The sequence below is a fragment of the Metabacillus sp. Hm71 genome, from assembly GCF_051842955.2.
Classification (GTDB): Bacteria; Bacillota; Bacilli; order Bacillales; family Bacillaceae; genus Metabacillus.
In genome coordinates, this window is the sequence record NZ_CM200278.1 from 5763680 (window position 1) to 5790261 (window position 26582).

Consider the following 26582-nt stretch of genomic DNA (forward strand, 5'->3'; position numbering starts at 1 on the left):
CGTAAACGTTTTCATTCACTTTGCGAGAAAGGGAGCTTTTTCCCCTTTTCTCGCAGTCTCTATTTTTAATTATGGTTATCTTTGTATATCGCCTAGCGATACAGTCATTGCTTGAATGATGTCACGCTCTGTTGACATTGGCGTATCACCCGCTATGGTATGGGCAAGCATCCCTGCTGCTGCAGCAAATTCAACGGTTTTCTCTATTGAAAATCCTTCGACCTCACCATGGATAATCCCGCTTGTATAGGCATCTCCTGCCCCGATTCTGTCATATACAGAAAAGACGAGTGTTTTTGAAAAATGGAATGCTTGATTTTTATACATAAATCCCCTTAACGAATGGGTGTTGTCTCCGTTAATGGAACGATGTGTCCCAGCAATAACAGAGATGTTGTACGTTTCTGCCACAGCTGGAATCAAGTCCACGAGCTGCTCATGACGACCTTCCTTCTCCGTTTTCATCCCCAAAATATAGATGGCATCCTTTTCATTCATCATGACAATATCAGCCAGATGGAGCATTTCTTCATAATGCGGCTTCGCTTTTTTATATCCATCTTCACCCCAGAGCGATGGGCGGTAGTTACAATCAAAAACAACTGTACCACCATTTTCCTTCACTGCTTTAGCGAATGTTTTCATTTGCTGACGAACCGCATCATTCATCGCCAAGGTGATTCCGCAAAAGTGAACAACATCGATTTTCTTGGCAATGGTGGTAAAATCATAAGCTTTTTCAGCTGCTGTGTTAAAACTGCTCTCTTGACGATTGGTATAGGTCACCCTGCTTGGCCTGGCACCAAATCCATTTTCTAAAAAATACATGCCCACATAATGCCCATCACGTCTAATGAAGTTTTGCGTTATTCCTAGTTTTTGCAGATACGAGACAGCTGCATCGCCAACGGCATTGGCTGGCAACGTGGACACGAGATACCCTGTATGTCCAAATCGTGCTAAAGCTGCGGTTACATTGACTCCCGTTCCAGAGAAGGAGTAGTTTAATGTGCTCGCTTGTGATAGGAGCTCATAGCCTGGCACCTGCAAGCGCATCATCACCTCTCCGAATGCCGCGATCTTCTTAGGCATATTGATCAACCAATTTCTTTATCGTTTCTAATAATTCGCGCACATCCTCGACCTTTGTTTTTCCTGTGCTTTTGTCAATGATTGATGAATACACGTGAGGAATCACTTTCGGAACCTTCGCTTCCAGGGCGATACGCAATATCGCTTCAAAATTACCTTTATCGATCCCGCCTGTCGGCTCAAGCGCGAAGCCTTCTTCCCCGCATGCTTTAGCAACTGCACGGAACTCGTCTTCACTGCTTAACCCGTTCATTGGGAAGTATTTTAATGCATTGCCGCCCATATCGCGCACAAGGGCAATCGCCGTTTTAATCGGTACAATCGCATGCTCCTCCTGGGCAGCGCTGATTGGGCCTGTTGAGATATTCACATATCCGACCCGCCTTGTTGGAGATACTAAGCTATTGATCCAGCTATCTTTCTCTCCAAGGTTGGCGCGTGTTGCTCCGACAGAAGGGAACACTTGGTTGATATGACTGCCAGGGTAGTGTTTCGCAATCTCAGCTACTACAGCTGCCTGACGGTTATCACCAGCGCCCAATCCAATCGATACGGCATCTTCAATTTGCTCACCGTAGTCTTTCATTGCGGCAACTGCTTCTTCCACTGTCGAATAATCCTTTGAAAGAACACCGACTAATACATAGCCTTCAGCTGCTTCAAATACCTCTTTTGCATTTTCTACACTATTTGCTAGCACATTTAATGCGACACGGTCTTTGTAAAATCGATTTGTTATGTTTGCCATCTTATTTACCTCCTACAATTTCACGGATTTTCGCTTCAATTACCTCAATATCATCATGCTGCAGAGGACGGGGATCGATATCAAAATAGCCCTGTCTCACACCATAATCACGAGTGTAAATGGCTATGTCACCATCGCGCAGCCTTGTATTCACTTCTTTTGCGGTTAGATGTGCCTCGTTTGGATCAATGTGAATACGCGCCCGGAATATCGCCCGACCTGCTTCATCCTGGACAATTGTCACCTTGATGCCATTGAGTTCATTCAATGTCATTAATGTCTGCAAGGTTTCTTTCTCTTGTTCGCTTTTGTCTTCTTTATTGCCGTATTCATCAAGCGCTTGAAGTAAGCCAAATGCCGATTCTTTTCCGACCTTCATGCTGCGGCCAATGCCATGTAATTGAACCTTTAGCCACTCAATGTATTTGCGTTTACCGGCCACAATCCCTGAGGTTGGTCCTTCAATCGCCTTTGAGCCGCTATAGATTGCCAGGTCTGAGTATTTCACATATTTTTGAAGATCTTCTTCTGCTGCAGCATCGACAATCAGTGGAACACCATTTCGTTTGGCAACCTCCCAAGCTTCTTCAATCGAAATCATATTTTTCTGGACGGCGTGGTGTGATTTGACGTAAAGGATGGCCGCAGTATTTTCACAAATCGCATCCTCGATATGCTCCGCCTTTCCTTCATTGGCGTAGCCTACCTCAACTAATTTTCCCCCGCCTAAATAGATCATCGTTTCAACAGGTGCTCCGTATTGTACGTTGTGACCTTTCAGCATGATGATTTCTCTTTTCGTAATTTCTTCTTGGTGAAGACGCTCACTTTTACGGCGATTTCCTTGTGTCACCATTGCGGCAACAGAAAGGGCAATCCCGCTTGATGCCGAGTTTACGATTACGGCTGCCTCTGAACCTAAAATCCTAGCTACGTAATCACCGGCTTTATCAACTAAATCTGCAATCTCCACATAGTTTTGACCGCCTTGTTTCATTGCTTCCATTACCGTATCCGTTGGAGCTGAAACACCTAATATACTCATTCGTCCACTTGCATTAATCACACGTTTAAGTCCATATTTAGCATTTAATGAATTCGCCATTTGCAACCACTCCTTTAGTTTCGATTCGTTGATCTGATACCCGCTTTTCACCGTCTGAATCGATTAAAGTAATCGGCTCATTTTTCACTGCGAAAAGAGTCAGATTAGCAACATCTCCAGCCTTTATCCAGCCAAGCTCCGGTTTTTTCAACCAGTTAGCAGCATTGATCGTAACCGCTGCGATAACCTCTTCAAGCGAATATCCTAAGGAGAGAAATTTCGTCAAAACATTAGCCATACTGTAAACAGGCCCTTTTAATCGGTTCATGCGATAAATATCTGTACTGATTGTATTTAAAGCGATATGATGACGCTTTGCTGCTTCCGCCACCTTAAAGGAGAAGCTTGCGGTACCATGACCAACATCTAAATGAACACCGCGTTTAATGGCATCTTTTAATACTTGGCGGGGGTTCTCATGTTCATCAAAAAGATTGTTTTGCTTTCCATTAAGATAATGGGTAATGACATCTCCTTTTTCCAAAAGCGGAATAATATCATCGATTTTTGGCGGTCCCGAGCCGATATGAACCATTATCGGCAAGTCTGTTTCACTAGAAAGGGCACGAGCGATTCTCAAAGGCTCAATACCATTTTCACAAACAACACTTTTACTAATCCGTGCCTTTAAGCCAACAATTATATCCTTATATTCCTTTACAGCTTGTACAACCTTCCCTTTATCAATCCACTCTAACCTTGATAATTCATCAACTCTTTCTAAGCCAATACGTGAAATATTCAAAAAGGCATATACATTCGTTTTTGCTTTTTCTCTGCTTGCTGCTAAATCGGCAATACGATCAGCGCCACAGCTTCCCGCATCAACAATAGTCGTTACTCCCTGCTTTACTCCGATTTCATCGATTTCATCACCGTACGGATCAAATTCCGGAAAGGCATGGACATGTAAATCAATCCACCCGCTTGATACATATAGGCCGGAGCAATCGATAACATGCTCTCCGTGACCATCCCCAGCCTTCATTACCTGGGCAATTTTTCCATCCTCAATGACGATATCGATTTCCTCTTCATTTAATCGCTTTACATGACGCAATACAAAATCCTTCATCTATATCACCTTTTTCATAGTCAATTAAAGACGCTTACAATTTTATTAATCATAACGTTATAATGTTTTATAATAAAAAATAATTTCTTAATGTAACGTAAAGATAACATAGAAAAAGAATAAAGTAAATATAACGTTATAATGTTTAATGAGAAAATTTGCATGTAAAATATTCCATGCAGCTAGAAGGATAGAAATCACTATGTTTCTACCCTATACATTCAGATTAACGACATATTTATGAATATCGGTATTATAGTAGCCGATCGAATACTCGATTAATTGTTCATTGATATCATAAGAAAAGCGGGTTCGTTGGAATAGCGGCTTCGGGTCAATCTTTAACAATTTGGCGATTTTTTCATTCGGTGTGTCCACACCAAATTCATCTTGAAACCGATTAAAATAAACTCCCTTTTCATACAACAATTCATACAAGGAATCCTTAAACATTTCAGGATCTAATGATAGTGAAAAACGATTAGGAATATAGTGGGTAAAATGAATATATGGCTGATCATTTAACGTATAAATCCGCTCAATACAATAGCACTCTTGCTCAAAATGATCAGACAAAACGGGATGGTCTGATACATCAACTTTAGAGATCGTTACATTGCCCTTTTTCAAGGTATATCCTGTTGATAATAAATATTCTGAAAACCCCTGTCCCTTCGATAATTTTGAGACGGCCCGATTTGCCAATACCTTCGTACCGATGCCGCTATGCTTTTCCACATAGCCTTCAATCGCCAGTTGTTCAACCGCTTTGCGTATCGTAATTTTACTCACGCCAAACTCCTTTTCTAATTCGGGTTCAGGAGGGATTAACGAATTTTTAGGGTACACGCCTTTAATGATCCGTTCTTTCAATTCATTTTTTACTTGTATATAAAATGGTCCCTTATTTCGTAACAATCTCATTAAGATCTACCTTTCCAATGTATCTACTCATTGTTCATATAGTTGTTTTATCTCTCCCTTATTGTACCAATAATTTTTTTGAAAGTGTAGGAATCTAATTTTCTTGAGGGATGACTGGAGAAGTTTTATTTTGAAGCAGGATATAAAAAATAGCGGTAGTGGGAATAGTAGGTTATACTTCGAGCTTTTTTCGATGTTGTTTATTTTCATATCGTGCACACCTGTTTTCCCACTTAAATACTCAACATTTGTTTTTACTGAGCTTAGATCTGCAGCATAAATATTAAAAGCTTCGCGATGCTGTTTAAGCTCTTCCTCAATCTTTTTAAAATGGCTTCTAAATTCTGTGGCATGCTGGTTGATCGTTTGTTTTAATTCGTTTTGATTTTTGATAAGCTTTGATTGATTTTCTTCTAAAGCAGTTATCCTTCCTTCTAGCTTATCTATTCTTCCTTCCAAAGTGTCAACCTTACCTTCTAACTTATCCATTCTTCCTTCTAAACTTGCTACTCCATCTTTTATTTCATGGATTTCCTTCGTTAAAAGTGAAAATTGATGATTCATTTGACTCATAAAGGTTTTTAATAATTCTTCCATCCTTCTATCACCTCCTCTTTGCTATTATACCATTATTTCTCCTAAAAATAGGCTGGCTTGCTGAGGGAATCTAGCAGTAACCAGCCTCTCAATCTTCGAGGGGTATTGGGGGTACTTTTGATTTTTTCTAGTACAGAGAAAAGCGGAACTAGCTTTCTTGCTCCACTAATTCACGTGGTTTTCCGCTCATAAAGCGAACGGAATCGGCTACAACTTCAGTGACGTAGACACGGGTTCGTTCAGCATTTTCATAGCTGCGTGTCTGGATTCTTCCTGTCACACCAACAATTGAGCCTTTTCGGCAATAGTTTGCTGTATTTTCAGCTGTTCGTCTCCAAAGTGTACAGTTAACAAAATCTGTATCAATTTCACCTGCTGCATTACGAAATTGCCGGCTTACAGCCAACGTGATGTTTGCGACTGGCGATCCATCTGCTGTGTAGCGAAGTTCTGGATCTTTTGTTAGACGACCTACTAAAATAATTTGATTGATCACCTTGTCCCTCCTTTCCTTTTATGTACAAATAAATTGTAATAGATTTCACCCTGTTGGAAAAATCAGTAAAAATCCATTTTGATTTTTTAGCAGCTCCTGAAACTTCTTTATCACCTAATACATTTTTTCACTTTGAAAAATGATCGCTTATTCTTTCCGCAAATTTCGCCAATTTCATTGTTTTTTCAGTTAGTTCGGTAAGTCTGTTAAGCGTTGAATTGAATTTACAATGAATGAAATATGCTGATCGCCTGAATAGCTTATACTCTGAAGAATGACTTGGAAGGAATGGGATTGAATTATTTCATTTTTAAGGGGTGCTTCTATGTAGTGTTGTTCTACCTCATTCCATGTGAAGTATTGAATAGATAGATTTCGTTGTTCTAAATAGAAAACAAAACGCAATAAATTTTTTTGATCGATTGTTTCATAGTGAATTTCAACGATTGCTTGAGTAGGAACGAGAAAATAGTAATCTTTCTGTTTGCCTTTTTTAAAATCAGCTATTTTCAATACGATGTCGCCCTCAGCTGGTTTCTCATTAACCTGTAATGACTCTCTTTTTTTCTGTTTGACATAAAGGCTTTTTAATTTAAATAGAATCATTTTTTTATTACCCCATTTCAAATAATTTACAATGTCATTATATGGCATTTTTTGTGATGACTGAAAAAAGAGAATCATGATATTTGATGATATTTGACGAATTTTAAGGAAATCTTAACACTCATCTCATTCTTTCTTCATATTTTTTCGCTATTCTCAATATAGGTCTAAATATCTATTCCTGTTTAATTATCGAACAGTTGGCAGGATGTTCAGTAGTAGAACATACAGGAGGTCTAAATGAGAGAGCTAAAAACTTTTATCATGAATATGAAATATTATCGGGAGCAAAATGGATGGTCGCAGGAACAGCTCGCTGAAAGGATAAATGTATCCCGACCGGTTATAACGCGACTTGAAACAGGTGTCCAAGAGCCCGCCTTATCCTATCTGCTTTCCTTAAGCAATGCATTTAATATTAGCATCGATGAACTGATTGGAAGGAAGCAACAAACAAATGATTACCTTTTTGAGGTATATGGAGACTATTGTGAGGAGCCTTCGCTGCCACAAGTTATTGATTATTTAATTAAGAATCCTAAAATGCTTTCATGTCTGCAACAGCTTTTACTAGCTAAACCAAAAGACCGCAAGCTGATTGAAGAGATGTTAATTACCGTCATCGAAAAAACGAAGAAATTATCTGAGTAACGATCATTTTTTTGCATTAATTATTCCTATGGTATAATAAGAAAAGCGCAAGCGCCTTGATCAGCCTAGGGCAAATAAGACGCTCATGAATAGAAGGCGTTCTTTGCCTTCAATTCATGAGTGGCTAGACCCTAGAGGGGCTAGGCGCTGGAGCTAGACACTAAAGCTAGGTTAAAATTTTATACTTTCTTACCTTTTAAGAAAAGCGCAAGGCGCCCGCCTATCGGCGACAAGCATAAGGCGAATAGGAATAGAAGGTGTTCTTTACCTTCAATTCCTATTTGACTTATGACCTCGAGCCGATGGCGCCTGGAGCTGGACACTAAAACTAAGTACAATAACTTTCTTTTTCATAAAAAAATTTGCTTACAGGGGTGATGTCGATGAAAACATTTAAGCTTGTGGGCTTGAAAATTGAACAAGATATGGTTCAAGAGAAAACAATCAAAGAGATCCCGCTTGAAGATGGGTTAATCATTAACCTCGAGGATGGAGAAAACTCCTGGTTAATTGAGGCACTCGTTCCAGAAGAGTTTCAAACCTACTTCGAAAAGCTATCGGAAGCGAAAAAGAAAATGAAAGTCCTAGTGACCATTTCGAAAAAGACAAATTCGCCTGCCCAAATCATGGCAAAGGTTAAAACCATTACTCCTTTAGAAAATCATTTATCAATTTTATTAGATGGCCGACTATTAACATCCAGACCAATCCATGATCCAGAGCAGCTGCTTCGTTCCTTAATGGGGCAGGGCTTATCAGGAGATGCCCTCATTAAAACATTTTCAGAAAACGTTCATCAGCGGAAAGAATCAACGAAGTTGTAATACGTGACGATCACCTTAAGAAACGAACGTCTTTTCTTCGAGTCTTTACTGGCAGTTATCCGGTCTTTCTTTTTCCTGAAGCTTAAGGTGTTGGTTTCCTGCCCGTGAAAATTTGAAGAACGTTTATTAGGATTAAGAGTTTTAAAAGGCTACTATTTTAGGTGCTTTTTTCATTTAAAAACTTATCATATTCTGCTTGCTAACTCCTTCGGCATTTAAAAAAACAATAAATAATCTAATAGGTTAACTGCTCTTTTCTAAGTTTGCGAAAACAATAAAATTTTTACATTCAGACAGACTTGCAAAATCTAATGCAAGTCCTTTTTTATACAATTTAAGTCCTTCTTGTTATTAATTTGAATATACAAAAATAGCAAAAGAATAAAACTTATAACAGCCTTTTACAAAACATTAATCTATCATTAAGGTGAAATTAATAAATACCTGATAATCTTCTATTGCTAGCTAATTTCTATTAGGAGGAAAAAAGAGGATGGGAATGAAAAATGTAATAGCAGGACTTTCACTCATATGTTTGATGGTTCCTAATTTTACTGCGACTGCTGCCTCTTCTGGTTCTGCAGCCCAAAAAGAAACCACAAGCATTGTAGCAGATTGGAAGTTTTCAAAAGAATATGTGAAAAGCGGTTCGATTGAAAACGGGAATATGATCATTGAAGACGCGAGTCAAAATGGGAATGATTTAGAGTTAGTAACGGTTGGAGATTTAGCTTCAGCAGAGTTAAAAAATATGCTGACATGGTCTGAGGATGATTATAATCAACAAGAAAATATTAATAGCTTACAATTTGCTAATTATAAAAAAGCTCCTGCGGGAAGATATTTAAAAACAACCGATGGGGCACCGATCAATTCTGAGAAGTTTGAAAATGGATTTACCATCGAAGCAGTTTTTAAATTACCTAGTCATTTTAATAGCAGTTTACATAGCTGGATGGGGATTTTAACAAGACAAGGGCAAGGTGCTGATCTCAATAAAACCGAAGGCGAGAAAGAAATTCTTACGACATTATCTGTTTCTAGTGACCAAGAAATTCAATGGACAAGCCATCCAGAGAATCTAAACTACAATGTGACCAATTGGTCTCGTTCTTTAAATCGTGATGAATGGTATCATTTAGCGGTTGTTAATGACGGACAAACGACCACTTTAACAGTGAATGGGGTTAGCGATTACGGAAAATCAATAGAAGTGAAAGGCATCGCAGCTGTAGAAGGTAAAGGCTGGAACATTGGTGCTTCTGAGTGGGGAAATGAATTAGATGCACTATTTGCCGGTAACATTCAAGAAATACGAATCGCTGATGAGGCTTTGTCTGAAAACGAATGGCTTATTCAAGATGCTCGTGATGATCAGCCGATAGATGGTACAAATGATAACGTTCCATTCCTAACAGACAAAGATAATTATAATTTTCTTTTTGTCCCGGATACTCAGAAATATTCAAACCACAATCCAGAGATTTTTACCAGTCAAATGAAGTGGATTACTCAAAATACAAAGAAAAACAATATTCTAATGAATGCATTTGTTGGAGATATTGTCGATAGTAATTCAGAAGTGCAATGGAATAATTCGCTTGAATCTATTTCCTATTTAGATAAAAAGGAAATTCCTTATATGATAACTGCAGGAAATCATGATTATGCTAACGGAGATCCATTCTTAACACATTATGGACCACAGCGTTTCGCGGATAAAGAATACTATAAGGGATCTTCTCCATCGGGCTATGGCTCATATGCTATTGTTGAAGCTGGTAGTTATGAATACTTATTTTTAATTGTTGATATGAAAAATCTTCAAAAAGATTTAGAATGGTCAAAAGATGTTTTAAATCAACATAAAGACAAACCAACGATTATTGTTTCTCATGATATTATTTATCCTAAAGTTGAAAATAATGAAACGGTTGCCGTTGAGTCGTCTAACGGAAAACTTATATGGAATGAACTTATCAATAATCACAATCAAGTGTTTATGACGGTTAATGGTCATTACTTTGACATCACACACCGAGTGAAACAAAACGCAGCAGGGAACGATGTCATTCAAATGCTAGTCAATTACCAATCAGATTATCGTGGGGGAAATGGCTGGCTAAGACTTGTCGAATTTGCTGAAGAGAAAAATAAACTGTTTTTCCGTACTTACTCTCCATTTGTAGATAAAATGTCGAAAAAGGAAAGAACTTATGTTGATTTTAACTATTTAACAGATACGCACAATCAATTTGAATTAGATTTTAATTTTAAAGAGAGATTTAACATGAAGTAACAAAAAGGATGACTTAGACGAAAATTCTCCCTTTATATGAGAGATTCTTTCAACTTGAGTCATCCCCATTTTTTTACTTAAAGTCTTAGGATACGAATAATCTTATTGCCTTCCAAATCATATCGGAAGGCTTTGATTTTGCAAAAAAAGACCAGAAATGTAATTAGGTGCAGTTTGTTTTTCTACTTAAACTTAAAATAAGTCTCTTTTTTAAGAGATTGTTGTTTTTTAATAGGTTCTTTAAACGAAACTCTTTAAGATTGATTGGAGCAGGTTGCGAGACTCCTGCTTAGAGTAGCTGGACAGGTGAGACTTATGCAGGCGTTTGCGCCGAGGAGGCTCACCGCACGCCCCGCGGAAAGCGAGCATCTCTCGCTGCAATCAACCACTCCGTACTACTTGGTAAATAGCAGCAAAGTGTGCGAAAACAGCCTAAAATAAAAAGATTTTAAAGAACAACGATTATTGTTGTTATCACTCACATCTTTACAGGAAAGATACAATACTTACATATAGATTTAATATTATTCCAGTAAAATAGTTTTTGTTCTAATTTTTTTAATTATTTGGAGGTACAGGAAAATGCTGCGTCAATTTAAAGCAATATCTATTTTAGCTCTCAGCTTTTCTCTACTTCTTCAGGGCTTGCCTGTGGAAGCAAAGGAAGTAGAGAATATCAACAACGAGAATTCAGGAGGCAGATGGATGACTGGGGAGTATCACACCCATACGTTTCAGTCTGATGATTCTCAGCAGTCTCTAGAAGAGCTTCTAGATCATGGATTTGATCAGTATGGGATGGATTGGATTGGGATTTCCGATCACTTAAGACCATCCTCTCGGGACGATGAAGGAAATCCGATTCCAGGAGGACCGATTCCAATGTCACAGGGAATCATCCAATATCAAGCACCAAAGATCAAACAATTGCAAGATGCAGGAAACTATAAAAATAAAATCATCTTTTCGGGATTCGAGTGGGACATGCCTACTTACGAGCATGTTGGCATCGGGATTTTTGGCGATATTGCCGGATCAATGGAAACCTTAAAAGCGATAAACCAGTTTGAGTATTTGTTTACGGATCGGGATGTAAAGATGTTCAATTCGGAAGATGTAGCAAGATGGGAAACTCAAGATCAAAGAGCTTATAAGACTCCAAAGGATGCTCGGACAGCTTTGGCTTGGCTTGAGAAAAATTATAAGAATACAAGTTTTGCTATCTTTAATCATCCATCTAGAAAAAGGGTATACACGATTTCCGATTTTCGCGACTTCAATAATATCGCCCCAAATGTGGCGTTTGGATTTGAAGGAATGCCAGGAAATCAAATGGAACCTGACAGAGGCGGTTTAAATCTTTCTACGCCAGAAAACCGAACGTATGGCGGTTCTGATTATATGCTCGCTAAGCTTGGCGGTACATGGGATGCACTCCTTGGAGAAGGACGACATTTCTGGAACTTTTCCAATTCGGACTCCCATTTCCATATTAGTGATAACGGTCTTTACTCCAGTGGATATTGGCCTGGTCAGTACTCTAAAAACTATACATGGGTGAACGGTACAACAGCACAGGCTGTTGTGGATGGAATGAGGTCAGGAAAATCCTTTTCCGTTTTTGGAGATTTAATCAATGCACTTGATTTTCAAGTAAAAGGTGCTGGGAACGAAGTTGAGATGGGTGAAACCCTTCAAGTAAAAGAAGGACAAATGGTTACGATCACAATCCGCTTTAAAAGCCCAGAGAAGAATAATAACGGAGATCCAGTTCAAGTAGATCATGTCGATTTGATTGCTGGTGACGTGACAGGGAAAGCTGCACCAAATACAGATGCCTACACCAAAAATACAAATGATACGACTAAAGTAGTTAAACGCTTCTCAAGCAAAGACTGGAAAACGGATCACAATGGATACAATGTCATCTCATTTAAAGTACAAGCAGATAAGGACCAATATTTCCGTCTAAGAGGAACCAATCTGGGAGTAAATGTCCCTGGAGAAACAAGCAACGGTGAGCCGCTGATTGATCCAGTAACTGATATTGAAGATAATGAAACACGATTTGCTGAAATCAATAAACGAAATTATAAGGATCTTTGGTTTTATTCCAATCCAATCTTCGTCAGTGTGGAAGATAAGTCAAATAAGGAATAATACGAAGCAGCAGAAAAACTGCTTTATAAAAAGGCATAAGGCTGTCGAGAAATTGCTAACAGCCTTCTTTCTATGTTCGTATATTTAAGAAAATCTATTCGAAAAAATTTTATCTTCATCTTAGTGAGCAGGAACAAAAGCGGAAGCGCCTCGTTCAGCCCCGACAAGCATAAGACGCAAATGAATAGAAGACGTTCTTTGTCTTCAATTCATTTGTGGCTTATGACCTCGAGGGGATAGGCGCTGGAGCTGGATGTCGTGCGCTTATCCGCAGTTTAAGAATTTTATAATTTCCCGGTAAACGATAAAAAATCTCGGAACGCACCGTCGCTCCGAGATTTCCTTTAAAAGAACTTCTTACGATCACGTTCTTCTTTTAAAATTTCGACTGCCTCTCTAAATCGTTGTGAATGGACAATCTCCCGTTCTCTTAAAAAGGCAAGACTATCATTTATATCGGGGTCGTCTGAAATATTAATAAGCCATTGATATGTAGCCCTCGCCTTTTCTTCTGCAGCAATATCTTCATACAAATCTGCAATTGGGTCACCCTTTGCTTGAATATAAGTTGCTGTAAATGGTACACCCGCTGCATTGTGATAAAACAAGGCAGAGTCATGATCCACATAATGTTCGCCTAAACCTGCTGCTTTTAGCTGCTCAGGTGTAGCATCTTTGGTTAGTTTATAAACCATTGTTGCAATCATTTCCAGATGCGCAAATTCTTCTGTTCCAATATCATTTAATAAGCCTATAACTTTACCCGGAATCGTATAACGCTGGTTTAAATAACGCAATGCCGCAGCTAATTCTCCATCAGCACCGCCGTATTGTTCAATTAAATATTTGGCAAGGGTTGGATTACATGTGCTTACCTTTACTGGATATTGAAGCTTCTTTTCATATACCCACATGATCTGTTGTCTCCTTTCGTAATGAAAGGACCGGGTAGCACCGATCCTTTATCATATTAAACCTGCCATGGCCATGGAGCAGTTCCCCAGCTCCAATTTGCATCTGCAAAGCTGTTTCCAAAGCCTTGCAGCATCCCGAATTTTGACTCAAACACTTGCTTCAGCTGTTTGCTTTTTAAAGCACATTGGTTAAATTGCTGAAGAGCCTGCATATCATTTGGATGGGTATCAAGATAAAGGGTCAGTTCGACAAGGACAAAGTCGATCGCTTGAATTTCCTCAAGCAGTTGGTAATATTCATCAGGTAATTGCTTCACATTCACTACCTCCCTTTTCCTTCATACGGGTTTTCATATGGATCGTATAATGCAGGCCAAAGTGTACCCTTTTTCAAGGCAACCCTAGGCGGAAACTGCGGAAGGTTGGGCGGCTGAAATCCCATATATAAATGAGGCGGTGTTGAATAAAACTTCAATCCGATTGGGGGGCAAGGATCAAAGCGGCTATGAAATGGTCGATACGCCTTCATTCTAGTGAATGTTGCTGGCTGCTCATGAGGATAATTCATATCTTTCACCTTTTACACCTCTTTTTTGTGAACGAAAGGGATCCATTTGTTTACAAAATTTAATCCCTTTCATCCACTTTTTCATGTTGATGACTTGTATAACCTTTTTTGAACATACTTTATCACCATCATATTCATAAGAGATTTGTACTTATGAGTATTTTTTGAAAAAATTTGGAATGACTCCCTCACCGTTTGATAAATGCTGCAATAAAAAAAGGCTCCCAAACGTTTTGTTTGAAAGCCTCGTGATCGTTTTAGTTCCTACTGGCTAGAATTGGAATGTGACATTCTCAATCCCCTCGTTTTCAGCTACTAATCCAACAATCTCGATTTCATCTATTCTTCTTTCTTTATCCAAGCTTACAAAGTCCAAAATGTATAACAGGTCATCTGCAAATTTCTTGATCGTTTCTCTTGTAAATAAACTGCTTGCATATTCAAATTCAAATAACATGCCTTCCTCCCTGTTTTCGACAAATAGCGATAGGTCAAATTTCGATGTCTTGTTTCTGTAATTGACAGGATTCAATTTCAAGTTCCCTACTGTTCTTTCATTTTTTGGTGCATCCTGTAGGGCAAGCATGGTTGAAAAGAGCGGGTTCCTTCCTGGTTCACGCTTCATTTTCAATTTATCCAGGAGCATCTCAAGCTGATAATCCTGATTATCGTACGCTTTTAGCAATTGTTCCTTTACTTCGCTTAAAAACGATACAAAGGATTCATCTCTATTAGGGAACGTCCTGATTACAATTGTATTAGCAAACATACCAATCGTATGTTTTAAATCAGAATGTGTTCGGCCTAAAATTGGCAAGCCTATAATGATGTCTTGCTGTGACGAATAGGTAGATAAAAGGATGCTATATGCTGCCGTTAAAACCATATATGGTGTCGAATTTGTTTCCGAACAAAGTTGTTCCAGGCGCTGCTTCATTTCCTTTCCGCTTTTAAACAAAAAGCTGTCACCCTCAAAGTTTTGTATAAGCGGACGCGGGAAATTCGTTGGCAACTGCAAAACCGGAAGATTCCCTGAAAGGATATCCAACCAATACTCTTCCTGTTTCTTGGCCTCCTTTGTTTTTAAAAACTGGTGTTGCCAACCAACATAATCCTTATACTGAATTAGATTCTCCTCAAGCTGCTGTCCCTGATATAGCAGGGAAAATTCATGCAGCAAAAGATTGACGGAATATCCATCTGAAATCAAATGGTGCATATCTGTCAGTAAGACATGCTGATTTCTGTTTAATCGAATTAGCTGGATCTTTACCAATGGAGCCTTCGTTAAGTCAAAGGGCTTGATGAACCCTTCCATGATATTAATTAATTTCTCATTCAGCTCTCCATTAGGTTCAAGAACCATTTCCTCTTTCAGTTCTGAATAAATTATTTTGACTTCAGCATCATCATGAATTCGCTGTTTCACTTCGCCCTTAACAATTTCAAACGAGGTTCGTAATGCCTCATGCCTATTTACTAGCTCACCAAAGGCATCTTCCAATTGATCCAGGTTCATTTCACCCTCTAACAAGGTGGCTCTTGGCATATTGTAGGTTGTGCCGAGCCCTTCCATTTGGTGAATTGTGTACAACCTCTTTTGTGCGGATGAAAGTTCATAGTAATCTCGTTTTGCTAAAGGCTGTAACGAAAAATATTTGGTTTCTGATGACTTTTTAATATAGTCGCTCATCCCTCTAATTGTTGGAGTTTTGAATGATTCCCGCAATGGAATCGTTACATTGAATTGCTTGTGAATTTCCGTCGTTACAAGCATGATTTTCAGAGAATTTCCACCCATTTCAAAAAAGGAGTCATTCATCCCGACTTTTTCAACATCAAGGACCTCTTCCCAAATGTCAGCAATCTTTTGTTCTACTATATCTTTAGGTTTTTCATACTCGACATTTATTAAAGAAGCATCCCTGATCTCTTCAAGGGCTTTTAAGTCAAGTTTACCGTTAGCGGTCAATGGTATTCCATTCACTTTAACAAAAACAGATGGCACCATATAGTAAGGTAGTTTATTAGAAAGGTAGTCTCTCATTCCTTCACCATTTTCACCTTCTTTTAGTACAAGATAGGCATGTAGTTCATGATTGCCCTCTTCATCCACATGAGGTGTGACAAATGCATTCTCGATTGTCTCATGCTGAAGGATCACTGAGGTTACTTCATCTAGCTCCACTCGATAGCCGCGTATTTTCAGCTGATGATCTATCCTTCCTAGAAACTGAATGTTCCCATTAGCTGTGATTCTTCCAAGGTCTCCTGTTTTATACAGCCTGATAGGTTCATGGCCCCAAATTGAACCTTCAATAAACTTTTCGGTATTTAGCTCTGCTTGGTTTAGGTACCCTTCTGTCAAACCGGCTCCAGCAATGCAGATTTCACCTGCTCCCCCGATTGGCACTGGCTGCTGATGCTGATTGAGAATTAATACTTTTACATTATCAATTGGTTTTCCAATGATGGTTCCATTTAATAGAGGATCATACCCTTCAAAGTCCAGCTTATAAGCAATACAGCCAATCGTTGCCTCAGTTGGCCCATAATGGTTCATTACTTCAATGTTTGGGCATAGGTTATGAAACTTCACGATATCCGCCGATTTCATCTCTTCTCCACCCAAAACGATCAGTCTAAGCGCTAATCGATTGACATCCTCCTCGAATGTAAGGTTGTCGACTATTGATTTGAAAAGTGATGGAGTCAGTTTTATAAAGCTTATCTGCTGATCTTTTAAATAGGTCAGAAACGTTCTTGGAACGGTATAAAGTTCCTTTGGCACCACATGCAGCTCACAGCCATTTACTAATGCTGTATACAGGCCAGTATATCCTAAATCAAAGGCGAACGATGATACTAGCACTGTTTTATCTGTATCTGTGATATTCGCCGCACGGGTAAACCATGATACATAGTTAACCAAACTTTGATGTTTAATTGGTACTCCTTTCGGATAGCCGGTCGTTCCCGATGTATAAATAAGATAAACTGGATCATCAGGTGTACTTCTGTCTTCAAGATTTATATCATGTGCAGAAGCGATGTCTTCATGGTCGAGTTCAATCACTTCACAACAACTTTCAGTAGAAGGGTACAAATGTGACATGCAAACCAGCGCAGCGGCATGACTGGACTCAAGCATAAAATGCATCCGATCCTCAGGGAACTCAGGATCGATCGGCAGGTATGTAGCCCCGCTCTTAATAATGCCCCATAGTCCAACAATCATATCGATGGAAGGCTCAGCCAGAAGACCAACGACTGTACTTGGTCGTGCTCCCTTCTTAATTAAATGGTTGGCTAGTTGGTTCGCCCTCGCGTTTAGTTCCTTATACGTCATCCTCCTATCACCGCATACTACTGCCGTGTGATTAGGATGCATGGCCACTTGTTCTTCAAACAGGCGTTTGATTGTTTTTTCTTCCGGGAAAAGAGCATCCGTATCGTTCATTTTGATGAGTTGATTTTTTTCTTCTGTTGTTAAAAGGTCTATTTCACCGATGGAAATCGCTATGTCTTCCTTGATGACCTCGAATAATCTCACCAAGTGTTTGGCCATTTGTTCCACTGTATCTCTACGGAATAAGCCGGTTCTGTACTCTATTACAAAATGAAGAATGCCTTCTTGCTCGGTAATTTTTAGCTCCAAGTCAAATTTAGTCGTGCGGTTTTTATATTCACATGGGGAAATGACAAATTCACCGATTTCCGCCTTTGCCTCATCAACGTTTTCAAAAGCGAGCATAACATCGAACAATGGATGGCGATTTAAGCTTTTTTGCACTGGCAGCTTATCAACTAACATCTCAAACGGGTATTCTTGATGCTCAAGAGCCTGGCGTGTTTGGTTCGCTACCTCACTTACAAAATAATCAAATCTTTTTTCTGAGTTAAGATTATTTCTCAGTGCAAGCGTATTGACAAACATACCGACCATATTTTCAAGCTCAGCATGCCGTCTTCCAGATACAGGACTTCCAACAACAATATCATTCTGTCCGCTATATTTATACAAAAGGACATTGAATGCAGAGAGTAATAGATTATACAGAGTAACGCCGTTTTTCATTGATATTTCATGTAATTTGGCAGTAAAGTGTTCATCTAAACTAAATTGAAGCTGATCACCATTAACCATCGGTTCTCCCAATCTAGGAAAATCTGTTGGAAGATTTAAGAGCGGTATTTCCCCTGAAAATCTATTTAGCCAATATTCCTCCTGATGTTTTACTTTTCCAGATTCAATCCTTTCGTTCTGCCAAGCTGAAAAATCTTTATATTGGATTTTTGGATCCGGCAAGTTTTTACCTTGATACAAGGTGGCAAACTCCCTGATTAAAATCGCAACTGACAGACCATCTGATACAATATGATGCATATCATAAACAAGTACGTAATTTGCTGGTGAAAGTTCGATTACAGCTGCTCTGAATAATGGGCCTTTTGCTAAATCAAATGGCTTAATAAACGCCTCAATGACCTGTTCCACATTGCTTTCATTGGCATGCAGATACTGAATAGACCACTCAAAGTCCTGATGAACCTTTTGCATGATGCTCCCATCTACCTCTTTAAAAGATGTACGTAAGCTTTCATGCCGGTTGATTAACGCCTGAAATGACTTTTCCAGCTTGGTCAGATCGACCTTGCCCTCAAGCCGCACAGCACCAGATATATGGTAATTCGTACTAGAACCGTTAAGCTGGCTGACGATATACATTCTTTTCTGTGCAGGTGAGACCTCATAGTATTCCTTCTGTGCTGCCGGCTTAATAGATTGAAGCTTCCCTTCCTTCTCCGTCAATTCTTCAATACATACCGCCAACTCCTTGATTGTTGGTGATGTGAATACTTGAATAAGCGGAAGCTCAACATGAAATTCTCTATGAATCTCTGAAGCTAGTGTAATCGCCTTTAAGGATTGACCGCCCATTTCAAAGAAGGAATGATTGATCCCTACTCCATCTACCCCTAATATGTTTTCCCAAATGCTTGCAAGCTTCAATTGGGTCTCATTGTATGGCATTTCATATCCATCCGTCATTTCTACCTTGATTTGCATTGCCGAAAGTGATTTTCGGTCAATTTTTCCGTTCGGATTTAATGGAAGTTTTTCCATTTCAATAAAAAAGGAAGGAATCATATATTCCGGGATTTTGCTCTGCAGAATTCTCCTCATTTCAGAAGGATCGAGACTTGAATCTACGGCAGAAGCATAATAGGCCGCAAGGTATTTCTCATTTGTTTCGTCAGCCTTCACGACAACTGCTGAATCTACGATCTGATCTAACTTGTTTAAAGCCGCTTCAATTTCACCAATTTCAATTCGGTGTCCGCGAATTTTTATTTGGTCGTCCATTCTTCCAAGCACCTGAATGTTTCCATCATGAAGAAGTTTCCCCATATCCCCGGTTTTATAAAGCCGGCTTCCTTTTTCAAACGGGTCTTGAATAAATTTCCCTTTCGACATCTCAGGATTATTTAGATAGCCTCTCGCCAAAGGCAAGCCACTGATACAGATTTCCCCTTTCACACCAATTGGCAATGGGTTCATTTCCTTATCAAGAATATAAATCCGTCTGTTTGCAAGCGGCTTACCTACAGGAATAAATGGTAAATGGGAACTTTTCATTCCGTTACCGGATACATGATACAAGGTACTCGTCATGGCTGTTTCAGCTGGGCCATAGGCATTTAAAAGAGAGATATGGTGTAAAGGAGCCTTTTCCCACATTCTCACCTTTTCACCTGACATTTGTTCTCCGCCAACAATGACAAGCCTTAAATGGCTGTTTGGAATGAGTTCAGGTTCCCCATGCCATGCCTGAGTTATTTCTCCCCAATAAGAGGTTGGAAGATTGACAACGGTAAGGCCATATTCCGCACATTTTTGCGAAAACTGATAAGGCGTCCATAAATCATGGTCCCGCAGAACAAGAGTACTTCCTGCAGCCAGTGCCGTAAAAATCTGTTCTAATGATATATCAAAGCTTATTGACGAAAACTGAAGAACTCGGTCCCATGGTTTCAATTCATAGCGATTTATCATATCGATGGAGTGGCTCACAACCGCTTCATGCGGCATCATAACCCCTTTAGGTCTGCCTGATGAACCTGAGGTATAGATGATGTAAGCCAAATTCTTAGGTTCGATGCCGGCTCTTGGCTGGTCGACTGGCTCTTCTAGAATCCCATCCCATTCCACATCAAGGAAAATTGTACGTCCTTCATAAGTTAGAAGATTTGGTTCCAGGCTGCTTAGAGTAAGCAGGACTGAAACTTGAGCATCCTCCAGCATCATGTCGACTCTTTCACCTGGATAATCTGCATCGATCGGAAGAAATGCCCCGCCAGCTTTTATGATTCCGAGGATTCCTACAATCATGTTTAGTGAGCGTTCAACATACAAACCAACCGGCACATCAGGACCTACTCCAAGTCTTGTGAGCCTATTTGCTAACTTGTTTGAGAGAAGATCCAGCTCGTAATAGGATAGACTTTCCCCGTTTTGGATCACTGCAGGTTGAACGAACTGAGCTTTCACTTGGGTTGCAAATAGATCTTGAAAGCAAACATCTTTAGGATATTCCATTGCGGTTGGATTCAGTTCAAATAAGATTTGGTTAAGCTCTGATTCCGGGATCATTGATATACTGCTTAATTGGCCATTTTCTGCATCCATCTCCGTTATTTCCCAGAGGATGTTCATGAAATGTGCAAGCACCTGATTTGCTTCTGGTTCATTAAGAAAACGACTGTCATACAAAAGCTTAAAGTGGAGATCTGGCTGCAGGTTGCAATAAACGACCAATGGATAATCCATTTGTTCATCTGTGCGGACGGAGCTTATCTCTAGATCCCCCATTCCATCCTTTAATGCTGCATCAAAAGGATAATTTTCAACGATCACAATGCTTTCATACAGATCATATAAGGCCGAATTCCTTGGCACCTCACTCCAACTTCGGATATCGGCTAAAGAGGTATACTCATATTGACGCATTTCTGCTAATGCTACCTGTAATTCTTTAAGCCACGAGATCATATGCAAGCCAGGGTCTATCTTTATCCTGAATGGGAGAGTATTCATAAAACAGCCGATCATGGAATCGGAGCCATTTAATTCGGCAGGACGACCTGATGATGTCACACCAAATGTAAGATCCTTTTCCCCTGAATAGCGATTTAATAAAAGCGCCCATGCTCCCTGAACCAACGTATTTAACGTGATCCGATGCTTCCTTGCGAAGGCTTGGACCACATCCTGCTTTTCCTGTGACACTGCGCATGAAACATCTCCAAAGGCGGGTGCTTCATTTGTACCTGCTTTAACAGAAAATAGATCACTAAAGCGGATCGGCTCTTTAAAACCCTTTAACGTTTTTCGCCAAAATTGTTCTGCCTTTTGCTTATCTTGTCTTCGAAGCCATTCGATATAATCCTTGAATGAACGAGCTTTTCCTAATGCTAATTTTTCACCAGTACAATAGGCTTTATAGATCTCGCCGATTTCCTTAAAGAGAATGCTATTACACCAGCCATCGACCTGCAGGTGGTGATGAGTCCAGACCACATCATAGGCAGACTCGCCCCGTTTGACAACCAGTATCCTCATTAGCGGCGGTTCGGAAAGATCAAACCCTTTTTTGCGATCCTCCTCAAGCAGCATCTCTAAACTTTTCATCCGCTCATGCTTTGATAGGTTTGTCCAATCTACAACCTGAAAAGGGACTTTTAGATTTCGATGAACAACCTGTACTGGTTCCTCTAGGCCCGCCCAATGATAGGAAGTTCGTAAGCTATCATGGCGGTCAAGAATCGTTTGCCACACTTGTTCAAATTCTTTTATATTAAGTTTTGATTCGATTGAAAACACCGTTTGCTCCACCGTTACAGATGAATCCGGGGAGTAGATATGGTGGAAGATCATGCTTTGTTGTACCGGTGTTAAGGTATAGATATCTTGAATTGCTTTATATCTTTTACTAAACTCATCCAGCTTCCCTTGCTCGATGGAAGCAAACGGGAAATCAGAGGGTGTAAGGGTGTTTATCGTCGTTGTCTGGCAGGATTCAATGATCTCTTTTAAATGATGAATAAAGTCTGTTGTTAATCGTTGAATCGTTTCAGGGAAATAATGATTTGAACTGTATTTCCATTCAATCGACAGCTTTTTATCAACAATCATGCAATCAATATCGAGCAAGTGACTTCTTATGCCATCTACATCACGGTTCGTTCCGGCATTCACCTCAGAGAGCATAAATAGCTGTGGTTCTGTTCCTGCTTGCTCATGCTGGCCTAAATAGTTAAAGCTTATTTGCGCTCTCGGCTTTGATGTGAGCTGTTCACTCAACTCATCCTCTGCAAGATAGGTTATGATTTCGTACCCAATTCCGCCCATTGGGATGCTTCGATACCGTTCTTTCACTTGCTTCAGCACATCTTCCATGCCGCTGTTCGGCTCCATATCCCCTAAAACCGTTGGATAGACGCATGTGAACCATCCTACTGTTCGAGATAGATTATGCTCCTGCAACAATGGAACTCTCCCATGCCCTTCCAGATCAATTAAAGTGGCTCCGCTCCATTTTGACAAGGTTTTAGAAAGTGCGGTTAGCAATAGATCATCTATTCTTGTTTTAAATAAATGGGGATGATCCTGCAATAAAAATGCTGTCTCCTCTTTTGTCAACTTAAAGGAAAGGGTATGTGCCGCCTTTTCTGTATTGAGCCCGCCTTCCATATCAACAGGCAGCTTCTTTATCGATGTTGGCGTATTATTCATCCAATAAGAAAGCTCGTTTTTCAGCTGATCTGATTTCGCATACTCGTAAAGCAGTTCTGACCACCTTTTAAACGATAGGCTTTTCATCGGCAGTTGAACAGGGGTGCTGCTTTCAAGCTGTTCATAAATGGCTTGAAGATCATCAAGGATGACCCTCCATGAATAACCATCCACAACAAGATGATGCGCTGTAATAAACAGCCTTCCATTTTGACCATTGCCAAAGTCAAAGTATGCCGCACGAATCAGCGGTCCATCTTTGATATTTAAACCATACTGTATTTTTGAAATGATGTGATCCAACGGTTGTTCATGGTATTGGTCAAACGCATAGTTTTCAAAAATCACATTTTCCTGCGAATCTGCATAAGACTGTACCCACTCTCCCTCTTTTTGGTCATACCTGAGACGGAAGCTATCATGATGTTCTGTTAAAATATGAAAACTTTTGCGCAGTGTTCCCACATTCATGGCAGGCATCGTTTCTAGCAAAATCGATTGGTTCCACAAATGACGGTTTTGTAAATCCTGCTCAAAAAACCACTTTTGTATCGGTGTAAGAAGAACTTCTCCAGCAACTTTCTCTTCCGCTTTTACTTCAGGATGGCTCACTGTTCTTTCCGCAGCACTAGCAGCAAGCTCTGCAATTGTCTGATGTTTAAATACCTGACTTACCGTGATCTCAATCCCCTTTTGCAGCGCCTTGCCCACTAGCTGAATGCTGGAAATGGAATCTCCGCCAAGCTCGAAGAAATTATCATTTATGCTGATGGCTTCGGTATCAATTCCTAATACAGAGGACCAGACCTCTGCCAAATCCTTTTCCTTCTTGCCTGTAGGTGCCACATGCTGATGGCTTGCCTGCATTTTTGGAGCAGGCAGGTTTTTACGATCGATTTTTCCGATCGATGTTAATGGCAGTTTCTCTAGTTGGATGAAATAAGTAGGGACCATATATTCCGGCAGTTTAGAAGATAAATAGTCTTTTAGCTTTTTGGCATGAATTTCTGTATTGGACACAAGATAGGCGCAAAGCACTTTTCTTCCCTTTTCATTTTCCCAATCAATGACTGCTACCTCCTGGATGTATTCGAGTTTTAGTAACAATTCGTGAATTTCTGCAAGCTCGACACGGTAGCCTCTGATTTTGATCTGGTGATCCGTTCTTCCTAAAAATTCAATTTCTCCGTTAGAAATCCATCTGGCCAAATCACCTGTTTTATACATTCGTTCATTCGGAAAAAAGGGATCCTTTACGAATTTTTCATTTGTTGCTTCAGGCATATTCAAATATCCTCTTGCAACTCCCGCTCCAGCGATGTACATCTCGCCAGGAACGCCAATTGGACAGAGATTTTGATCTTTATCCAAAATATAGCATCTTACATTTGAAATAGGCTTACCTAACGTAACATTTTTCTCTGAGCATTTACTGCTTAAAGCATCGACTGTTATTTCTGTCGGACCATAATGGTTATACAGGTTATATCCTCTATCAATCAAATCATTCTTCAATGATTCCTCCAGTCTTTCTCCACCTGAAATGACTGTGTGAAGACTCTTTAGCCTTCGATTATGACATAATAATTCTTTTAAAACTGTTGGAATAAAATTAATCATATGGATTTGGCGTTGATCGACATACTCACAAAAGCGATCTTTGTTCAAAAGCAAATCCTTTTCAGCTACATGCAATGTGGCTCCGAATACTAGCGTGCCAAAAAAGTCCTCAATGCTTGGATCAAACACGAAATTTGTTAATTGCAAAAGATTTGTCTGTTCGTTTATATCAAATGTTTTGCCAAACCATTGAATCAAATTAACGACACTTCGGTTTTCCACCATCACACCCTTTGGTTTTCCAGTCGTCCCTGACGTGTAAAATACAGCAAACAAATCTTCTGGGCTGCGATCTATTTCAGGACTGGCGGTTTCTCCCGAAAATATTCCACTATCGTCCAATAGAAGAATGGTAGTAGATGCATGATTTTCTCTTTGAGCAAATGAATGTTGATCCGTCAGCAAAAACCTTGTTCCGCTGTCTTCTACTATCAGCCTCTTACGGGATTCAGGATATTCTGGGTCAATGGGCAAATAGGCTGCACCAGCTTTTAAGACAGCGAGGATGCCAGCGACCATTTCGATAGATGGTCCTATCATAATGCCGACAATTTCACCTTTTTTTATTCCTTTGCAAAGCAGCGCATTTGCTAAGCTGTTGGCCATCTCATTTAATTTTTTATAAGAAACGTTTCTTCCTTTATCCACTATTGCGATATGATCAGGTGTTTTTTCCACTTGCTGTTCAACTAATTCGCTGATCGTCACATTCGTTGAATAAGGGGCTTCGGTCCGATTAAATTTATATAAAATCTGCTGCTTCTCATTTGAAGAGATGATTTCTATTTCCTCAACCTGTTTATTCGGGTTTTTTAACACGTCATTCGCAATCACCAGAAAATGCTGAGCAAGACGTTCAATTGTCGATGTGTCAAAAAGTTGTTCATTGTAGCTAAAACATATTTCAATGTCTTCAAGTACGTGAATGGTGAGGGATAATCCGTAATTCGTCATTTCAAATGCGGAGTAGGAGTTAAATGTAATTTCTCCGCCATTTTTATTACGTAAGGTCTGATCTAGAGGATAGTTTTCAAAAACAACAATCGTGTCAAAAAGATCTGTTTTTTCATCTAATTCACTGTATCTTTTAATATCCGGTAATGAGGTGGTTCCATATGTTTCCCAATCTTGTAAGGACTTATTTACCGTTTTTATTAGTTCGAATGCTGTTTCACCAGGTGATCTCCTGATTCTTAAAGGAATGGTATTAATAAATAATCCGACCATCTCTTCAATTCCCTGAAAGGCTCCCGCTCTACCTGAAATGGTTGAGCCAAATAAGATATCGTCGCTATTTTTGTTCTTCTGCAAAACAATCCCCCATATGCTGTACATGACCGAGGCAAGGGTAACCTCCTTTTTTTGGGCAAATGCCTGCCATTCACCTTTTGGAAGCCGAATCCGATTATGACGGTCGTTCCGAATTGATGTTTCCTTTTTCTTTTTTGGTTCGAGCATCGTTTGCGCATCAAACCCATTCAAATATTCCTGCCAAAATCGTTTTTGCTTTTCTTTATCCTGGCTTTGGATATATTTAATAAAATCCTTATATTTCCTTTTGACAGGCAGCTTGTACATCTCTGAACGGCTACGGCATTGATACGCTTCAAGGAATTCCTTTAACATAATGCCATTGCTCCAGCCATCATATAAAATATGGTGATGGCTGATGATCATTTCATATCTATCTTCCGCAAACTTGCATAACGTGATCCTGAACGGTACCTCCCGAAGATCGAATCCAGTTTCACGATCCTTCCTTCTTATTTCTTCTAAGAGAACTTGTTTCTCTGTTTCTTGCTTTTGCACAAGATCAATAAATTCCATTTTCAGATTTTGTTGTTTAAGGACAATTTGGACAGGAGCTTTTAATTTTTCCCATCGAAATAGTGTACGTAACGACTCATTGGTTTGGATAACCGACTCCCATGCGTCAGTAAAGCATGACATGTTTATGGCCCCTGATATCTCCAAGGATAGTTGCTCGAAGTACTCTTCACTATTGGTGTCTTTTAAATAATGGAACAAGATTCCCTCCTGTATTGGAGTCAGGCTTAGAATATCTTCAACATGTTGTTTATCCAATTTTACCATCCAGTAAGCTCC

At 39.6% G+C, this 26582-nt stretch carries 16 protein-coding genes; 4 read left to right on the forward strand and 12 right to left on the reverse strand.

Features of this window, described 5'->3' with window-relative positions; genetic code table 11:
* Positions 1 to 75: 75 nt before the first annotated feature.
* The 8 genes from ACSVDH_RS28230 to ACSVDH_RS28265 form a co-directional block, all read right to left on the reverse strand.
* Positions 76 to 1092: a sugar kinase gene (locus ACSVDH_RS28230; RefSeq protein ID WP_439250863.1), complete on the reverse strand. Its 1017-nt coding sequence runs from the start codon at positions 1090 to 1092 to the stop codon at positions 76 to 78.
* Positions 1085 to 1840, reverse strand: a complete 756-nt coding sequence (gene dagF / locus ACSVDH_RS28235) for a 2-dehydro-3-deoxy-phosphogluconate aldolase (RefSeq protein WP_439250864.1) — start codon at positions 1838 to 1840, stop codon at positions 1085 to 1087. Before dagF ends, ACSVDH_RS28230 begins: the two co-directional genes overlap by 8 nt.
* Before the next feature lies 1 nt (position 1841).
* Positions 1842 to 2945, reverse strand: coding sequence for a DgaE family pyridoxal phosphate-dependent ammonia lyase (locus tag ACSVDH_RS28240; RefSeq protein ID WP_439250865.1), 1104 nt, complete (start codon positions 2943 to 2945; stop codon positions 1842 to 1844).
* The gene (locus ACSVDH_RS28245) at positions 2923 to 4020 is read right to left on the reverse strand and encodes an EF_0837/AHA_3915 family putative deacetylase (RefSeq protein WP_439250866.1); all 1098 of its coding nucleotides are present in this window, start codon (positions 4018 to 4020) and stop codon (positions 2923 to 2925) included. Before ACSVDH_RS28245 ends, ACSVDH_RS28240 begins: the two co-directional genes overlap by 23 nt.
* Before the next feature lie 213 nt (positions 4021 to 4233).
* Positions 4234 to 4944, reverse strand: coding sequence for a GntR family transcriptional regulator (locus ACSVDH_RS28250; protein WP_299091945.1), 711 nt, complete (start codon positions 4942 to 4944; stop codon positions 4234 to 4236).
* 27 nt (positions 4945 to 4971) lie between these two features.
* Complete coding sequence (locus ACSVDH_RS28255; RefSeq protein ID WP_439250868.1) at positions 4972 to 5541, reverse strand: hypothetical protein; 570 nt, start codon at positions 5539 to 5541, stop codon at positions 4972 to 4974.
* A gap of 148 nt (positions 5542 to 5689) precedes the next feature.
* Positions 5690 to 6037, reverse strand: a complete 348-nt coding sequence (locus ACSVDH_RS28260; RefSeq protein WP_299091939.1) for a single-stranded DNA-binding protein — start codon at positions 6035 to 6037, stop codon at positions 5690 to 5692.
* A gap of 189 nt (positions 6038 to 6226) precedes the next feature.
* Positions 6227 to 6643: a hypothetical protein gene (locus tag ACSVDH_RS28265; RefSeq protein WP_439250870.1), complete on the reverse strand. Its 417-nt coding sequence runs from the start codon at positions 6641 to 6643 to the stop codon at positions 6227 to 6229.
* A gap of 240 nt (positions 6644 to 6883) precedes the next feature.
* On the opposite strand from ACSVDH_RS28265, the gene ACSVDH_RS28270 reads away from it, so the two are divergent.
* From ACSVDH_RS28270 to ACSVDH_RS28285, 4 genes are all read left to right on the forward strand, one after another.
* A complete protein-coding gene (locus ACSVDH_RS28270) occupies positions 6884 to 7294 on the forward strand; it encodes a helix-turn-helix domain-containing protein (protein WP_439250872.1) in 411 nt (136 codons plus the stop codon).
* Between the two features lie 383 nt (positions 7295 to 7677).
* Complete coding sequence (locus ACSVDH_RS28275) at positions 7678 to 8118, forward strand: YwpF family protein (protein ID WP_439250873.1); 441 nt, start codon at positions 7678 to 7680, stop codon at positions 8116 to 8118.
* A 499-nt stretch (positions 8119 to 8617) separates the two neighbouring features.
* On the forward strand, positions 8618 to 10417 hold the full coding sequence (locus ACSVDH_RS28280) for a LamG-like jellyroll fold domain-containing protein (protein WP_518617449.1): 1800 nt from the start codon (positions 8618 to 8620) through the stop codon (positions 10415 to 10417).
* A 582-nt stretch (positions 10418 to 10999) separates the two neighbouring features.
* Positions 11000 to 12577, forward strand: coding sequence for an S-layer protein (locus ACSVDH_RS28285; RefSeq protein WP_439250875.1), 1578 nt, complete (start codon positions 11000 to 11002; stop codon positions 12575 to 12577).
* Positions 12578 to 12921: 344 nt separating this feature from the next.
* On the opposite strand, the gene cotJC is transcribed toward ACSVDH_RS28285, so the two are convergent.
* From cotJC to ACSVDH_RS28305, 4 genes are all read right to left on the reverse strand, one after another.
* Positions 12922 to 13491, reverse strand: coding sequence for a spore coat protein CotJC (gene cotJC, locus ACSVDH_RS28290; RefSeq protein ID WP_299091927.1), 570 nt, complete (start codon positions 13489 to 13491; stop codon positions 12922 to 12924).
* Between the two features lie 56 nt (positions 13492 to 13547).
* On the reverse strand, positions 13548 to 13808 hold the full coding sequence (locus ACSVDH_RS28295; protein ID WP_439250876.1) for a spore coat protein CotJB: 261 nt from the start codon (positions 13806 to 13808) through the stop codon (positions 13548 to 13550).
* 5 nt (positions 13809 to 13813) lie between these two features.
* Entirely contained in the window at positions 13814 to 14059 is a 246-nt protein-coding gene (locus tag ACSVDH_RS28300) for a spore coat associated protein CotJA (protein ID WP_299092056.1), read from the reverse strand.
* A gap of 271 nt (positions 14060 to 14330) precedes the next feature.
* The gene (locus ACSVDH_RS28305) at positions 14331 to 26570 is read right to left on the reverse strand and encodes a non-ribosomal peptide synthetase (RefSeq protein WP_439250877.1); all 12240 of its coding nucleotides are present in this window, start codon (positions 26568 to 26570) and stop codon (positions 14331 to 14333) included.
* Positions 26571 to 26582 lie beyond the last annotated feature (12 nt).

What these genes read in the sequence shown, in the direction of transcription:
- ACSVDH_RS28230 (WP_439250863.1), bottom strand. Translation starts at nt 1,092, where the DNA reads ATGCCTAAGAAGATCGCGGCATTCGGAGAGGTGATGATGCGCTTGCAG.
- dagF (WP_439250864.1), bottom strand. Translation starts at nt 1,840, where the DNA reads ATGGCAAACATAACAAATCGATTTTACAAAGACCGTGTCGCATTAAAT.
- ACSVDH_RS28240 (WP_439250865.1), bottom strand. Translation starts at nt 2,945, where the DNA reads ATGGCGAATTCATTAAATGCTAAATATGGACTTAAACGTGTGATTAAT.
- ACSVDH_RS28245 (WP_439250866.1), bottom strand. Translation starts at nt 4,020, where the DNA reads ATGAAGGATTTTGTATTGCGTCATGTAAAGCGATTAAATGAAGAGGAA.
- ACSVDH_RS28250 (WP_299091945.1), bottom strand. Translation starts at nt 4,944, where the DNA reads ATGAGATTGTTACGAAATAAGGGACCATTTTATATACAAGTAAAAAAT.
- ACSVDH_RS28255 (WP_439250868.1), bottom strand. Translation starts at nt 5,541, where the DNA reads ATGGAAGAATTATTAAAAACCTTTATGAGTCAAATGAATCATCAATTT.
- ACSVDH_RS28265 (WP_439250870.1), bottom strand. Translation starts at nt 6,643, where the DNA reads ATGATTCTATTTAAATTAAAAAGCCTTTATGTCAAACAGAAAAAAAGA.
- ACSVDH_RS28270 (WP_439250872.1), top strand. Translation starts at nt 6,884, where the DNA reads ATGAGAGAGCTAAAAACTTTTATCATGAATATGAAATATTATCGGGAG.
- ACSVDH_RS28275 (WP_439250873.1), top strand. Translation starts at nt 7,678, where the DNA reads ATGAAAACATTTAAGCTTGTGGGCTTGAAAATTGAACAAGATATGGTT.
- ACSVDH_RS28280 (WP_518617449.1), top strand. Translation starts at nt 8,618, where the DNA reads ATGAAAAATGTAATAGCAGGACTTTCACTCATATGTTTGATGGTTCCT.
- ACSVDH_RS28285 (WP_439250875.1), top strand. Translation starts at nt 11,000, where the DNA reads ATGCTGCGTCAATTTAAAGCAATATCTATTTTAGCTCTCAGCTTTTCT.
- cotJC (WP_299091927.1), bottom strand. Translation starts at nt 13,491, where the DNA reads ATGTGGGTATATGAAAAGAAGCTTCAATATCCAGTAAAGGTAAGCACA.
- ACSVDH_RS28300 (WP_299092056.1), bottom strand. Translation starts at nt 14,059, where the DNA reads ATGAATTATCCTCATGAGCAGCCAGCAACATTCACTAGAATGAAGGCG.
- ACSVDH_RS28305 (WP_439250877.1), bottom strand. Translation starts at nt 26,570, where the DNA reads ATGGTAAAATTGGATAAACAACATGTTGAAGATATTCTAAGCCTGACT.